The 12,087-nt window shown below is 71.7% G+C and carries 15 protein-coding genes; 8 read left to right on the top strand and 7 right to left on the bottom strand.

The annotated features are described in order from the left end of the window. The first annotated feature begins 8 nt into the window (after positions 1-8). From ACZ69I_RS15975 to ACZ69I_RS15960, 4 genes are all read left to right on the top strand, one after another. Positions 9-815 carry a class I SAM-dependent methyltransferase gene (locus tag ACZ69I_RS15975; RefSeq protein WP_470832706.1) on the top strand — a complete coding sequence of 269 codons (807 nt, stop codon included), beginning with the start codon at positions 9-11 and terminating at the stop codon, positions 813-815. Further along, positions 812-2,122 carry a condensation domain-containing protein gene (locus ACZ69I_RS15970; RefSeq protein WP_470832704.1) on the top strand — a complete coding sequence of 437 codons (1,311 nt, stop codon included), beginning with the start codon at positions 812-814 and terminating at the stop codon, positions 2,120-2,122. Before ACZ69I_RS15975 ends, ACZ69I_RS15970 begins: the two co-directional genes overlap by 4 nt. Further along, positions 2,119-3,165 carry an alcohol dehydrogenase family protein gene (locus ACZ69I_RS15965; protein ID WP_470832703.1) on the top strand — a complete coding sequence of 349 codons (1,047 nt, stop codon included), beginning with the start codon at positions 2,119-2,121 and terminating at the stop codon, positions 3,163-3,165. Before ACZ69I_RS15970 ends, ACZ69I_RS15965 begins: the two co-directional genes overlap by 4 nt. Positions 3,166-3,254: 89 nt before the next feature. Next, the gene (locus tag ACZ69I_RS15960) at positions 3,255-3,566 is read left to right on the top strand and encodes a phosphopantetheine-binding protein (protein ID WP_467675044.1); all 312 of its coding nucleotides are present in this window, start codon (positions 3,255-3,257) and stop codon (positions 3,564-3,566) included. An 80-nt stretch (positions 3,567-3,646) separates the two neighbouring features. Here the strand turns inward: ACZ69I_RS15960 and ACZ69I_RS15955 are convergent, their stop codons facing one another. The 7 genes from ACZ69I_RS15955 to ACZ69I_RS15925 all read right to left on the bottom strand — a co-directional run bounded on the left by ACZ69I_RS15955 (position 3,647) and on the right by ACZ69I_RS15925 (position 9,250). Next, positions 3,647-4,978 carry an ATP-grasp domain-containing protein gene (locus ACZ69I_RS15955; RefSeq protein ID WP_470832701.1) on the bottom strand — a complete coding sequence of 444 codons (1,332 nt, stop codon included), beginning with the start codon at positions 4,976-4,978 and terminating at the stop codon, positions 3,647-3,649. 34 nt (positions 4,979-5,012) lie between these two features. Next, positions 5,013-5,435, bottom strand: a complete 423-nt coding sequence (locus tag ACZ69I_RS15950) for an ectoine synthase (RefSeq protein WP_470832699.1) — start codon at positions 5,433-5,435, stop codon at positions 5,013-5,015. Between the two features lie 104 nt (positions 5,436-5,539). Further along, positions 5,540-6,304 carry a metallophosphoesterase family protein gene (locus ACZ69I_RS15945; RefSeq protein ID WP_470832698.1) on the bottom strand — a complete coding sequence of 255 codons (765 nt, stop codon included), beginning with the start codon at positions 6,302-6,304 and terminating at the stop codon, positions 5,540-5,542. Next, a complete protein-coding gene (locus ACZ69I_RS15940) occupies positions 6,301-6,555 on the bottom strand; it encodes a hypothetical protein (protein ID WP_467675052.1) in 255 nt (84 codons plus the stop codon). Before ACZ69I_RS15940 ends, ACZ69I_RS15945 begins: the two co-directional genes overlap by 4 nt. Beyond that, positions 6,552-7,238 carry a nucleotidyltransferase family protein gene (locus tag ACZ69I_RS15935; protein WP_470832696.1) on the bottom strand — a complete coding sequence of 229 codons (687 nt, stop codon included), beginning with the start codon at positions 7,236-7,238 and terminating at the stop codon, positions 6,552-6,554. The genes ACZ69I_RS15940 and ACZ69I_RS15935 overlap by 4 nt, the downstream gene beginning before the upstream one ends. Positions 7,239-7,431: 193 nt before the next feature. Then, positions 7,432-7,920 (bottom strand): DUF5709 domain-containing protein, encoded by a 489-nt coding sequence (locus ACZ69I_RS15930; RefSeq protein ID WP_470832695.1) that lies wholly within the window; start codon positions 7,918-7,920, stop codon positions 7,432-7,434. Positions 7,921-8,059: 139 nt separating this feature from the next. After that, positions 8,060-9,250, bottom strand: coding sequence for a glutamate--cysteine ligase (locus ACZ69I_RS15925; protein ID WP_470832694.1), 1,191 nt, complete (start codon positions 9,248-9,250; stop codon positions 8,060-8,062). 74 nt (positions 9,251-9,324) lie between these two features. Between ACZ69I_RS15925 and ACZ69I_RS15920 the strand changes: the two genes are divergently transcribed. The 4 genes from ACZ69I_RS15920 (at position 9,325) to ACZ69I_RS15905 (ending at position 12,085) form a co-directional block, all read left to right on the top strand. Further along, the gene (locus ACZ69I_RS15920) at positions 9,325-10,290 is read left to right on the top strand and encodes an LLM class F420-dependent oxidoreductase (protein WP_467675062.1); all 966 of its coding nucleotides are present in this window, start codon (positions 9,325-9,327) and stop codon (positions 10,288-10,290) included. A 32-nt stretch (positions 10,291-10,322) separates the two neighbouring features. Then, positions 10,323-10,751, top strand: a complete 429-nt coding sequence (locus ACZ69I_RS15915) for a hypothetical protein (RefSeq protein WP_470832692.1) — start codon at positions 10,323-10,325, stop codon at positions 10,749-10,751. 159 nt (positions 10,752-10,910) lie between these two features. Next, a complete protein-coding gene (locus ACZ69I_RS15910; RefSeq protein WP_470832690.1) occupies positions 10,911-11,315 on the top strand; it encodes a hypothetical protein in 405 nt (134 codons plus the stop codon). Between the two features lie 83 nt (positions 11,316-11,398). Then, positions 11,399-12,085, top strand: a complete 687-nt coding sequence (locus ACZ69I_RS15905; protein WP_470832689.1) for a DUF6766 family protein — start codon at positions 11,399-11,401, stop codon at positions 12,083-12,085. The last annotated feature ends 2 nt before the right edge of the window (positions 12,086-12,087 follow it).

Below are 12,087 nucleotides of genomic sequence, written 5' to 3'. Positions count from 1 at the left end.
GAGGTGTCATGACCTTCTCTTCCGGATACGAGTTCGACGCCATGTCGCGCCGCCCCCTGTACGGCGACGTGACCCAGCGCCTGGTCGACATCTGCGAGGCCCCCGACGGCGGCGTCGTGGCCGACGTCGGCTGCGGCTCGGGCCTCGCCACCGAACTGCTCCTGGAGCGCTCCGCGCACGTGGGCGCCATCATCGGCATCGACCCCTCGGAGCACGAACTGGCCATCGCACGGCGGAGGTTGCGCGACCCCAAGGTCCGCTTCGTGCAAGGGCGCGCGCAGGACGTCGAGTCCCTGGCCGGGCCGGTGGACGTCGCCGTCCTGAGCAACGTGATGCACCAGATACCGGCGGCCGAACGAGGTCCCGTGCTGGCGGGCTGCCACCGGCTGCTCGCACCGGGCGGGCGCTGCGTCCTCAACACCCTGTTCTACGAGGGGGCCGTGCTCCCCGAGACCCGCGCCTTCTACGCCCACTGGCTGCGCGCCACCCGCGACGTCCTGCGGCGGAGAGGCGACGACCTCGTCCTCGCACGCGACAAGCCGGTCGCCCTCCAGACGCTCACGCCGCACCGCCACGAAGAGCTCTTCACCGAGGCGGGGTTCTCCCGGACGAAGTCCGAGGAAGCCGTGTACGCGTGGACGCTCCAGGACTGGGAGGCCCTGTGCACGTACTCGGTGTTCGTGGAGGGTGCCACCGGGATCAGCGACCTGGCCCTCGGCTCCGAGGCGCTGATCGAGGGCCTGCGGGCCACCTTCGAGCGGCTGGAGCTGACCGAGGTCCCCCGGCGCTGGCTCTTCGCCTGGGGCGACAAGTGACCGTGGCTGAGCGGCAGTTCGACGACGTGCCTCTCTCGTACGCCCAGCAGAGCGTGTGGTTCCTGGAGCGGCGGGCCGGTCGCACGCGGTACGCCGACCCCATGACGTTCCGTCTCGTCGGTGCGCTGGACGCGACGGCCCTGCGGGCGAGCGTGGAGGACCTCGTGCGCCGTCACGAGGCGTTGCGCACCAGCTTCCCCGTCGTGGACGGCCTGCCCGTCCAGCGCGTGGCCCCGCGGGCCGAGGTGCCCCTGCCGCTCACCGACCTCACCGCGCTTCCCGCCGCGGAACGCGAGGAGGCCGCCGAACGGTTCCTCGCCGAGGAGCTGCGCCGCCCGTTCGACCTGGCCCACGGCCCCGTCGTACGGGCGGTCCTGCTCAGGGTCGCGCCGCGCGAGCACATCCTGCGGGTCACCCTGCACCACCTGGTCTCCGACGCCTGGTCGTGGTGGGCGGTACTGCTGCGCGAACTGGAGCGGCTCTACAACGCCCACCTGCACGGACGCGCCTCACCGCTGCCACCCGTGCCCGCCCAGTACCGGGACTTCGTACACCGACAGCGCGAGTGGCTCGCCGGTCCGGCCTATCCGAAGCAACTCGCCTACTGGAAAAATGAGTTGGCGAACGTCACTCCGCTGCCACCGCTCACCCTGGCCTCCGCCGCCCCCCAGCGGACCGAACAGCCGCCACGGACCCGGTGGTCGGACATTCCGGCGCCCCTGTACGAGCGGCTGCGGACGGCCGCCCGGCGCGAGCGCGCCACCCTGTTCATGCTGTTGCTCGCCGCCTCCGCCCGGGTACTGCGCCGCTACGTGGACACCGACGACATCCTCGTGGCCACCCGCGGCGGATACCGCACCCGGGCCGAGTTCGAGAAGGCCGTGGGCTTCTTCGTGAACCTGCTGCCCGTACGGACCCGGGTGCCCGCGGCCGGAGACTTCCACGAGCTGCTGCACCAGGTCCGCCGCAACCTGATCGGGGTGTACTCCCACCGGGACGTGCCGTTCGAGCGGCTGGCCCCCGACCTCGGGCTGTGGCGGCCCGGATTCGGGTCGGCGATCAGCGTCTGCGTCTCCTTCCAGAGCACGCCGGAGGTGCCGCCCGCCCTCGAAGGACTCGACGTGACGCCGATCAACCACGACCCCTTCTCGCCCTACCCCCTGGACCTCGGCTTCTACGAGGACGGCGGCACGCTGCGCGCCCTGCTGATCCACCACCCCGGCCAGTACGACGACCCGGCGGCCGCCCGTCTGCTCGACGACCTGCACCAAGAGCTCGACGCGGCGGCGTCGTGGGGAGAGGCATGAGAGCGCTGCAGTGGCACGGCACGCGCCGGGCGGCCGTCGCGGACGACGTCCCCATGCCCCGTATCGAGGAACCCCGCGACGCCGTCGTCCGCGTGGTGCGCAGCGCGATCTGCGGCACCGACCTCCACCCGTACCGCGGGGAGATCGACGGGTTCGGGCCCGGCACGGTCACCGGCCACGAGTTCACCGGCGTGGTCGAGGAGGTGGGGCCCGAGGCGCGGGGGCTTCGGCCCGGTGACCGGGTCGTCGCCTCGGACATCATCGCCTGTGGGCACTGCCGGTCCTGCCGTCGCGGCTGGCACTACCAGTGCGCCCGGGTGGGTCTGTTCGGCTACGCGACCGTGGTGGGCACGCAGGCCTACGCCGGGGGACACGCCGAGTACGTACGGGTGCCCTACGCCGACACGGTGCTGCTCCCGATCCCCGACGATGTCGGCGACGAGCGGGCCCTGTTCGTCGGCGACGTGCTCGCCACGGGCTACGCCTGCGCGGTGGGCGCCGAGGTGCGTCCCGGGGACACGGTGGCGGTGGTCGGCTGCGGCCCGGTGGGCCTGCTCGCCCTGGAGGCCGCCCGGCTCTTCGGCGCCGCGCGGGTGCTCGCCGTCGACCCGCTGGAGAGCCGGCGGAAACTGGCCGCCGAACGCGGCGCGTGCCCGGTGCACGGCTCGACCGGCATCGAGGAGCAGGTCGCCGACCTGACCGACGGGCGCGGGGCGGACGCCGTCCTGGAGGCCGTGGGCACCGACGCCTCCCTGCTGACCGCGCTGAACCTCGTACGGCCGCGCGGAGTGGTGTGCGCCGTGGGCGCCCACGCCTCCGAGGCCATGCCCATGCCGACCCGGCTCGCGTTCGCCAAGGAGGTCACCCTCCGCTTCGCCGTCGGCGATCCGATCAGGGACTGCGAACCCCTGATGAACCTGGTGCGCGCCGACCGCGTCGACCCCACCTTTCTCATCTCGCACCGGATGCCCCTGTCCGAGGCCGCGGAGGGCTTCCGGCTCTTCGACTCCGGCGAGGCGAGCAAGGTGGTGTTCATCCCGTGACGTCGTCCACGACCGCCAACGCGCCGCCCGCGCCCCTTCCTGTCCCTGCCCCCGGCGATCAGCCGTACATCGTGACCCATGGAGGAACCGTGACGGACAACCTGACCGACCCCAAGACGCAGCTCGCCGTGGACGCGGCGGAAGTGGTGCGCCGGATCTGGGCGGAAGTGCTCGAAGTGGACGCCGAATCCGTCGACGTGCACCACAGTGACTTCTTCGAAATGGGTGGATATTCGCTGCTCGCCCTCCAGGCGATAGGGAGGATCCTGACGGAGTACGGGGTCGACGAAGTCGAATCGGTGGAATGGGAGGGAGAACTCCTGAACCGCCTCTTCGACAATGCCACGCCCATGGCCCAGGCGGAATTCCTGGCGGAAAAGGGCTGCCGACTCGTCTCGTAGCAGCGCACAAAACAGCGCCTGACCGGTGCCGAAAACACACCGGTCAGGCGCTGTTCCGTTTTCCTGTCCAGGTCTTTCTGTCAGGCCTTGGCCAGCGCCGCCTCGGCGCCGCACACGGCCGCGTTGACCGCTCGGTGGGCCTCCTTGGCGATGCGCTCGGCCTCGGGTCCGCTCCCGGCGCAGGCCACGATGCCCAGCGAGGGCCGGTGCCCGCCGAGGGCGCGGATGGTCGACGGATAGGCCCGCACGCCCCGCGCCCAGAGGTCCTCGAACACGGGACGGACGTGTGCCGGGTACGACGCGACGCCCGGGAGCCGCAGCGGCAGGGCGTCGTGGACGTAGGCGACCGGACTTTCGTCGGCCCACCGGTGGGCGAGGGCGACCGCGTGCATGGCGCCGGAACGCCGGGCGTTGATCTCGGTGACGTAGAGGTCCCCGTCCAGACCGAGGAGGCAGTCGACCGTCAACCAGCCCCGGTACCCCAGGGACCGGGCGAACGCGTGAACGGCCTTGCCCAGTGCGGAGAGCCGCCCCTCCAGACCGGCGTCGAGCACCCCGGGGCCGAGGACCAGGCTGCGGTACCGCAGCCCGTCGACGCCGAGCGCGCTGAACTCCATCCGCGGTTCCTCGTCGTCACCGACGAGGACGTCCACGGCCGGGACGTCGGCCGCGTGCTCGACGTAGTCCTGCACGAGGAGCGGGAACGTGCCGAAGAAGGGTTCGCGCCGCAGGGACTGCCAGAAGCGCCGGACCGTCCCGTCGGACTCGCTCTGCGCGACGGCGGAGCCGTAACCGCCCACGCCGTACATGCTCTTGACCACGGCCCGGCCGCCGTTGCCCGCGATCGCCGCGACCGCGCCCTTGAGCTGCTCCCAGCTGGCGACCGAGATGCCCCGCGGCACGCGGAACCCGGGGAGGTGCGAGGCGAGGTCGACGCAGCTCGTCTTCGATTCGAGGTACTCGCACGACCAGTAGTGCTCCGGGTCGGCGACGTCCAGCCGCACGTCCCGGCCCTGGCCGCGGAGCACCGAGGCCAGGGAGTACAGCTCGGGGGAGGCCCCGAAGGAGACGAACCGCACCACGCGCGCTCCGGCGGTCGCGGCGTGCAGTGCGGCGAGCGCCACGTCGTCGTGGAGCAGGTCGTGGACCAGGCGGCCGGTGCGCGGTTCCGGCGATACCACCGGAGGCACGGGGCCGCCGAGCCCGGCGTGGACGTCGGCGAGCCACTCCGGGGACCAGCCGGCCGGCAGCACGAGCACGCGGTTGTCGGTGCTCCAGAAGACGCACTGGTCGGTGAGGCCCGTGCCGTGATCGACGAGGTCGCTCTCGACGCCCGGGTCGAAAGCCAGCAGGTCGCGCTTCAGGTTGAACTCGACGACGTTCGGGATCACCAGGTCGATGGTTTCGGGCATGCTGTCCTGCCTTCCCTGAAACCCGGTCCGCCTCCTAGTAACTGGAGTGGACACCGGGCGTGAGCAGGTGCCTCTCCGGACCGAGCAGGGCCGGCGTGAACACGCACATCAGCGTCATGCCGTCCTGCGAGCGCAGCACGTGCGGCTCACCCGTGCCCGGGGCGTACAGCATTCCCGGCTTGATGTCGAAGATGCCGTCCGCCGTTTCCACGGAACCGGATCCGGAGACGCAATAGCAGACCTCTTGGTGGTTGTCGTACCGAAGGTACGACTCGCTGCCGGGCTGCACATAGGTCTCGGTCAGGCTGAATCCCAATTCATCGGCCTGCACGAGTAATCGTCGGCTTGTCCCGTTACCCCAGTCAACGTCGCATTCGCTTCCCACGACATCTTCAACCGCGCGCACCAGCAAGGGTCCACCTGCCCAGGAGTCAGTTTTTCTGTCAGGGTCGGGCATCGAGTCTATGGAATACGGGACCGGCATTCCACGGGAAGTACGGGTATGCCCACGTGGCTATGCCTGTCGGTGCGCGCTCACAAACCCTGACGGCGATTCCCTTACTACGTGGTGCTGTGGGCGGCCGTGGCGGGCTCGGCGGGGTGGCCGCCCCGGAGGTGGTACACGCTGAACGCCTTGTGGATGACGGGCTGGGCGACATTGCGCACCGGGACGCCGCCGCTGGTCATGCCGTGCTCGGTGCCCGCGTGGGCGTGGCCGTGGACGGCCAGGCCCGCGCCCGCCGAGTCGACCGCCTCCGCCAGCAGATAGCTGCCGAGAAAGGGGTAGATCTCCAGGGGCTCGCCCGCGAGTGTGTCGGCCACCGGCGCGAAGTGGGTCAGCGCCACCCGCGTCTCGCACCCCTGCTCGGCCAGTTCCTCCAGGGAGGTCCGCAGGCCGTCGGCGCAGCGCCGGGTGTAGCGGATGAACTCCTTCATCAGCGGCTCGCCGAACTCGCTGCCGCAGCGGCCGACGAATCCGCCGCCGAATCCCTTGGTGCCCGCGATGCCCAGGCGCGCCCCGTCGACCTCGACGACGGTGCCCTGCCCTTCGAGCACGCGCACGCCCGCCTCACGGAGGACGGCGGTGACCTCGTCGGGCCGCTCGTCGTGGTGGTCGTGGTTGCCGAGCACGGCCACGACCGGCACCGGCAGACCGGCCAGCTCCCGGGCGACCACCCGCGCTTCCTCCGGGGTGCCGTGGCGGGTCAGGTCTCCGGCGAGGAGCAGCACGTCCGCGCAGTCGTCGAGCGTCTCGAAGGCGGGCCGGAGCACTCCTTCGCTGTCCGGCCCCATGTGGATGTCCCCCACGGCCGCGATGCGGATCATGTCACTTCCTCCGAGTGGTCCGGGGCCGTCGCGTCTGCCACGGCGACGTCGAAGTGGACTGTCCGGTCGTCGAGTTCCTCGTGCACGGTGCGCAACAGCTGCTCGCGGCACTGCGCTGTGGACACCGTTCCGACAACGACCACGGACGACCCGCGGGCCTCGACACGGATGCCCAGTTCACCCAGTTCCTCGGCGGCGAGCCGCTCCTTGAGATGCGCGATGCGGTACTCGACGTTGGCTGGGTCGTTCATCGGTCTTCTCCTCGCGGCGCGATGACTTCCAGGCGTTCCAGCAGGAAGAGAAAGGCGGCCGGCATCGGTGTGGCCCCGTACTCCTCGCGCAGCGCCTCCCAGTCGACCATCTCGCGCAGCTGCCGCGCGATCGGCAGGACGGCGCCGAAGTCGCAGTGGTGCTCGGAGAAGGCGGCGAGCAGGGCCCGGACCAGGTCGGTCGGCGAAAGGACCGGCATGTGCACGGAGTCCACCGGCAGTTGCGCGGCGCGGCCGAGCAGCTCGGACGTGACCGGCTCATCGGCCAGTTGGAAGATGAGGTCGATGTCCTGGCCGAGGCACTTGGCCTTGAGCAGCCAGTCCTCCGGCGGCGCGTAGACCGGCAGCCCCGCCTCCTCCAGCGAGGCCGCCACCGCCTCGGCGTCCTCGGGCCTGATGCAGAAGTCGGCGTCGTGCTGGAGGTTGCCGGTCCCGCCGTGGGCGTGGACGGCGACGCTGCCCGCGAGGGCGAAGTCGTGTCCTCGTCTCTTGAGGATCGCGGCGACCTGCTTGGTCGCCTCCAGGATGGCCTGGTTGAGGTCGGGCGGAAGTTCCGCCGCGCACACCTCGTGGTGCGGGGAACCCCCGGCCGGGGCTCCCGCCGGACGCGGCCCGGCGCCCGGCTTCGGCGCGTCGGGCGTCGTGTCGTGTGCGTTCGGGCTCACCTGCTGCTCCGTTTCCGGACGCCGGCTGCTGCACTGACCGCGCGGGTTGCCGGTCACCGACGATCCCTGCTTCAGGTAGCACCGGTACCCGGGCCTCCGGGTTCGACACGGGCCAATTGCTGTACGGGTCGCCCTTCCCTTATACCGCAGGCCGAACCGGGCCACCTCCCCGGGCGACCCGGCCCCGCGCCCCTCAGTCGAGGCGGTCGGGAGCCGGGGGCAGGTCCTCCTCGGGGACGACGTGCACCGCCGCCTCCTCCGCGGTCGCCGCACCGCCGTCGATGCCCTGGTCCGTGGCGACGGCCTCCTTGGTGGTGTCCGCGTGGGCGCCCTCGTCCGGAGCGAGCAGACGGCCCGCGCGGTCCGCCCCGGCCTCGGGGTCCACGGGTTCGCCCTCGCCGTCCGGCAGGTCGCCCACGCCGTCCCCGTCGGGCGCCTCGGTGTCCGGCACCTCCTGCCGCAGCCGCTCGTCGAGCGACTCGCCCTCCTGCTGTTCCGCCGCCGTGGTGCCGCTCTTGTTCACGCCCAGGGGCTTCTCCGGCGGGGAGTAGCCCTCGTCGAGCATGTCGTCGTACGTGCGCTCGTCCAGCGCGTCCTGGAGGTCCAGCGGCGTGGCGTCCTCCTGCTCCTCGTTGTCACCGGTGGGCTGGTAGGCGTCGTCCGCCATGTTCTGCTCGCTCATGACTGCCTCGCGCTCCTCGGGGTCTGGGGTGGTCGCGCTTGCCCTTTGATGGTCGCGCGCCGGCCCATCGATGTGCCCGCGACACACGCTCCCAAACGATCTCTCCCGAGGTCCGTGGGCTCGTGCCGGGTCGCGTTTCTCACGTCGCCTGCGTGCGGCGCACGCACTCGGCGATCACGGCAGCCAGGCTCCCCGTGCGGTCGAGGAGGTCCCGCTGGATGCGGGCGCCGGTGCCGTGTTCCAGCAGGCCGTCGATGGTCGTGCGCACCAGGTCGAGGTCGCCGCTGTCCTCCAGGGCGTCCCGCAGGTGGTCGACGAGGGCCCGCAGGACCTCACGGCTGGGCGTGGGCCGCATGGTCAGGGGGTGGAGCAGGTCGTCCTCCAGGCCGGACCGCGAGGCCCGCCAGGCGGCGAGCCGCAGCAGACCGGTGCTGTGCGCCGCCGGTGGCCGGCCCGCCCGCCATTCGCGTGAGGCCGTCTCGACCAGAGCCCGCGCGAGGGCCGCGACCAGGACGGTGGACGACGCCTCCAGGCAGACGTCAGCGACCCGGATCTCGACGGTGGGGTAGCGGTGGGAGAGCCGGGCGTCGAAGTAGACCATGCCCCGGTCGCGCAGCACGCCGGAGTCGACCAGCCCGCGCACCTCGTCCTCGTACCGCTCGGCGGAGCCGAAGATCTCGGTCGGGCCCGCCATCGGCCAGCGGCCCCACACCTGGCTGCGATAGCTGCTGTACAGGCTGTCGTGCCCCTGCCAGAAGGGCGAGTTGGCGCTCAGGGCGACCAGGACCGGAAGCCAGGGCCGGATGCGGTCGATGACGGCCACGCCCTCCTCGTCCGACCCGACCGACACGTGGACGTGGCAGCCGCAGGTCAGCTGCTCCTGGGTGGTCAGCCCGAACTGTTCCTCCATCCACTGGAAGCGGCTGCCGGTGTTGACCGACGGGCTCACGGGCAGGGGAGAGGTGGCGAGGGCGGCGACCGCGGCGCCCACGTCGCCGGCGTGCCGCGCCGCGTCGGCGCGCCACCGGACCACCTCGTCCGCGAGGCTGTCCATGCTCTCCCGCGGCTGCGTGGCGAACTCGAGCTGCTGCCCGTGCAGTTCCCGCTCGAAGGCCTCCTCCTCGGGCTCGCGGTAGTCGCTCTCGTGCTTCTCGGTGTCCGGGGTCTCCGCGGTGTTCTTGGCCGCTCGCGCCAGGACCGCCGAGGAAAGGGCCCGCGGCTCGCCGCTGCTGCGGTCGATCAGGAGGAGTTCTTCCTCCACTCCTACAGTGCGCAAAGGAGGCTGCCTCTCTGTCCGTCGTGGCTGGTGGTTCCCCCTTACCCCCGGCATCGGATCCCAGCCGCTCGCGGACCCGTTCGACCGTAGGATGTTTCAGCGGAGGCGATTCGGCAAACCGATCATTTATGGTGCAAATCGGCTACACAATGATGACCGAGCAGGCCGGACCGCGCGCGCTCGTCGACGACCTGGTCGCGGCGGAGAAGGCGGGCTTCGACTTCTCCGTCACCTCCGACCACTACTTCCCGTGGCTCGACTCGCAGGGGCACTCCCCGTACGCGTGGAGCGTGCTCGGGGCGGCGGCGCAGGCCACCTCGCGCATCCCGCTCATGACCTACGTGACCTGCCCGACCACCCGCTACCACCCCGCCGTGGTGGCGCAGAAGGCCGCGACGATGCAGCTGCTCTCCGAGGGCCGCTTCCGGCTGGGACTCGGCTCGGGCGAGAACCTCAACGAGCACGTCATCGGTGGCGGCTGGCCCTCCGCACGGGTCCGCCTCGACATGTTCGAAGAGGCGGTCGGCATCATCAAGGCGCTCTTCACGGGCAAGAACGTCAACCACGAGGGCACCCACTTCGACGTGGCGAACGCCCGGCTGTGGGACCTCCCCGACGAGCTGCCGCCCATCGGCATCGCCGTCTCCGGCGAGCGGTCCTGCGCGCTGGCGGGGAAGTACGCGGACCTCGTCATCGCGACCGAGCCCAAGGCCGACCTCGTCGAGTCCTTCGAGCGGCACGGGGGCGCCGGAAAGCCCAGGGTGGGCCAGCTGCCCGTCTGCTACGACACCGACAAGGACGCGGCCATCGCGCGCGCCCACGACCAGTTCCGCTGGTCCGTCGGCGGCTGGCCGGTCAACTCCGAGCTGCCGGGCCCCGCCGCCTTCGCCGGAGCCACGCAGTACGTCACCCAGCAGGACATCGCGGAGCAGATCCCGTGCGGGGACAACGTGGACGACTTCGTCGAAGCCGTCCGCCCCTACGCCGACGCGGGCTTCACCGAGATCGCCCTCGTCCAGGTCGGCGGCGACCACCAGCGCCCCTTCATCGACTGGGCCGAGAAGAAGCTGCTGCCCGCGCTGCGGGAACTGTGACGCGCCGGGCGCCCACGAACCGAGGAGACACCGTGCACCACACACCGACCCCCGCCTCACCCGCCGAGGACCCCGGGTCCCACCCCTCCGCGGACCTCGTACAGGTGGTCCTGGGCGAGTGCTCGGTGGCCGACGCGGACACCGTCTTCACCGTCCTGCGCGCCCACTTCCCGTCCGATCGCGGGGTGGACGCGCCCCGCCAGACCGAGCAGGAGTCGCCCGCCGTCTGGACCGGCGAGTTCCGCGTCGCCGGGAGCCCCGGCCCCGCCCGTGGCGTCCTGCTCGCCGGCCCGGTCACCGCCGACCTGCAGGGCGGTCCCGTGGCGGTGGCCCACCTGCGCGAGGCGCTCGAAACGGCCTTCGTCGTCTCGCCCGTCGGCACCGTCTCCGGCGACCAGGAGATCGAGGTGCAGCTTCGCCTGACCGGCGTCGAGCACGGCGCGCCGCCCGGGGGCGCCTGAGCGGGTGCGCTCCGATCGGGTGCACGCCCGCGTGTCGCACCGGCAGGTTCCGCCCGCCGGGACGGGGTGCCGCATCGTCGGAAGGGCCCGCACGCGCCCGGAACACCGGGGCGGTGCGGTGGCCACCGACCGACGGGGCAGCGAAGGAGCGCGGAGCACGTGCGCGGAACGAGACAGGGCGTGGCCGTGGCGCTGCTGTGCTGCGCGCTCGCCGGGTGCGGTGGCGTCGCGGCCCGCGAGGACGCCGCCGCACGGGCGGTGAGCCGCTTCGAGGCGAGCCTGCGGACCTCGGACACCGCGCGCGGCTGCGGGGCGCTCGCGCCCGCCACTCTCGACGAACTGGAACAGTCCGCCGAACTGCCCTGCGCCCGTGCGCTGCCCGAAGCGGGACTGCCCACGGCCGCCGAGGTGCGGCACGTCGACGTGTACGGGCGCCAGGCACGCGTCGTGACCGACCGCGACACGCTGTTCCTGTCGTCCTTCCCGGGCGGCTGGAAGGTCACGGCCGCCGGCTGCACCGCGCGCCCCGAGAAGCCGTACCAGTGTCTGATCAAGGGCGGTTGACCGATGCGGACGATGTTCCTGCTGTATCTGCTGACGGTGACGGCCGGGCTGGCCTACTGCCTGGCGCTGGGGCTGACGCAACGGTGAGCCGGGCACGGCGCTTCCTGCGCGAGAACAGCCTCACCCTGGCCTTCGGCGCGGGGTTCCTCCTCACCCTGGCGGGTCAGGCGATCGCCGGGCACGCCGAATTCAACAACCAGCTCGTCGCGTCGGACCTGGCCCCGATGAGCTTCGGCAGCTACCTCCTGACCTCCGACTTCGCCGTGGACGTGACGGAGAACTGGCAGTCCGAGTACCTGCAGTTTTTCCTCTACATCTTCGGCACGGTCTGGCTGCTCCAGCGGGGCTCGCCCGAGTCCAAGGAAGTCGACAAGGCGGGCCCGGAGTCCGACGAACAGCAGCGGGTCGGCGCGCACGCCCAGCCGGACTCACCGCGCTGGGCCCGCGCGTCAGGCGCGCGTCAGGCCTGGTACGGCAGGTCGCTCGGCATCCTCATGTGCACCCTGTTCCTGCTCTCGTGGCTGGCCCAGTCCGTCGCGGGCGTCGCCGCGTACAACGAGGAGCACCTGCGCGAACTCCAGGCGCCCATCGGCTGGTTCGGGTATCTCGGGGCCGCCGAGTTCTGGGGCCGCACCCTGCAGAACTGGCAGTCCGAGCTGCTCGCCGTGGGGTCGATGGCCATCTTCTCCGTCTATCTGCGCCAGCGCGGATCGCCGGAGTCCAAGCCGGTCGGCGCGCCGCACGACGCGACCGGCGTCGAGGGCGGCTGACC

The organism is Streptomyces sp. NPDC036815 (assembly GCF_055609205.1).
The sequence above is the reverse complement of the archived record's forward strand: the minus strand, read 5'-3'. Positions and strand labels throughout refer to the sequence as shown.

What these genes read in the sequence shown, in the direction of transcription:
- ACZ69I_RS15950 (WP_470832699.1), bottom strand. Translation starts at nt 5,435, where the DNA reads ATGCCCGACCCTGACAGAAAAACTGACTCCTGGGCAGGTGGACCCTTG.
- ACZ69I_RS15965 (WP_470832703.1), top strand. Translation starts at nt 2,119, where the DNA reads ATGAGAGCGCTGCAGTGGCACGGCACGCGCCGGGCGGCCGTCGCGGAC.
- ACZ69I_RS15945 (WP_470832698.1), bottom strand. Translation starts at nt 6,304, where the DNA reads ATGATCCGCATCGCGGCCGTGGGGGACATCCACATGGGGCCGGACAGC.
- ACZ69I_RS15920 (WP_467675062.1), top strand. Translation starts at nt 9,325, where the DNA reads ATGGTGCAAATCGGCTACACAATGATGACCGAGCAGGCCGGACCGCGC.
- ACZ69I_RS15925 (WP_470832694.1), bottom strand. Translation starts at nt 9,250, where the DNA reads ATGCCGGGGGTAAGGGGGAACCACCAGCCACGACGGACAGAGAGGCAG.
- ACZ69I_RS15955 (WP_470832701.1), bottom strand. Translation starts at nt 4,978, where the DNA reads ATGCCCGAAACCATCGACCTGGTGATCCCGAACGTCGTCGAGTTCAAC.
- ACZ69I_RS15940 (WP_467675052.1), bottom strand. Translation starts at nt 6,555, where the DNA reads ATGAACGACCCAGCCAACGTCGAGTACCGCATCGCGCATCTCAAGGAG.
- ACZ69I_RS15930 (WP_470832695.1), bottom strand. Translation starts at nt 7,920, where the DNA reads ATGAGCGAGCAGAACATGGCGGACGACGCCTACCAGCCCACCGGTGAC.
- ACZ69I_RS15975 (WP_470832706.1), top strand. Translation starts at nt 9, where the DNA reads ATGACCTTCTCTTCCGGATACGAGTTCGACGCCATGTCGCGCCGCCCC.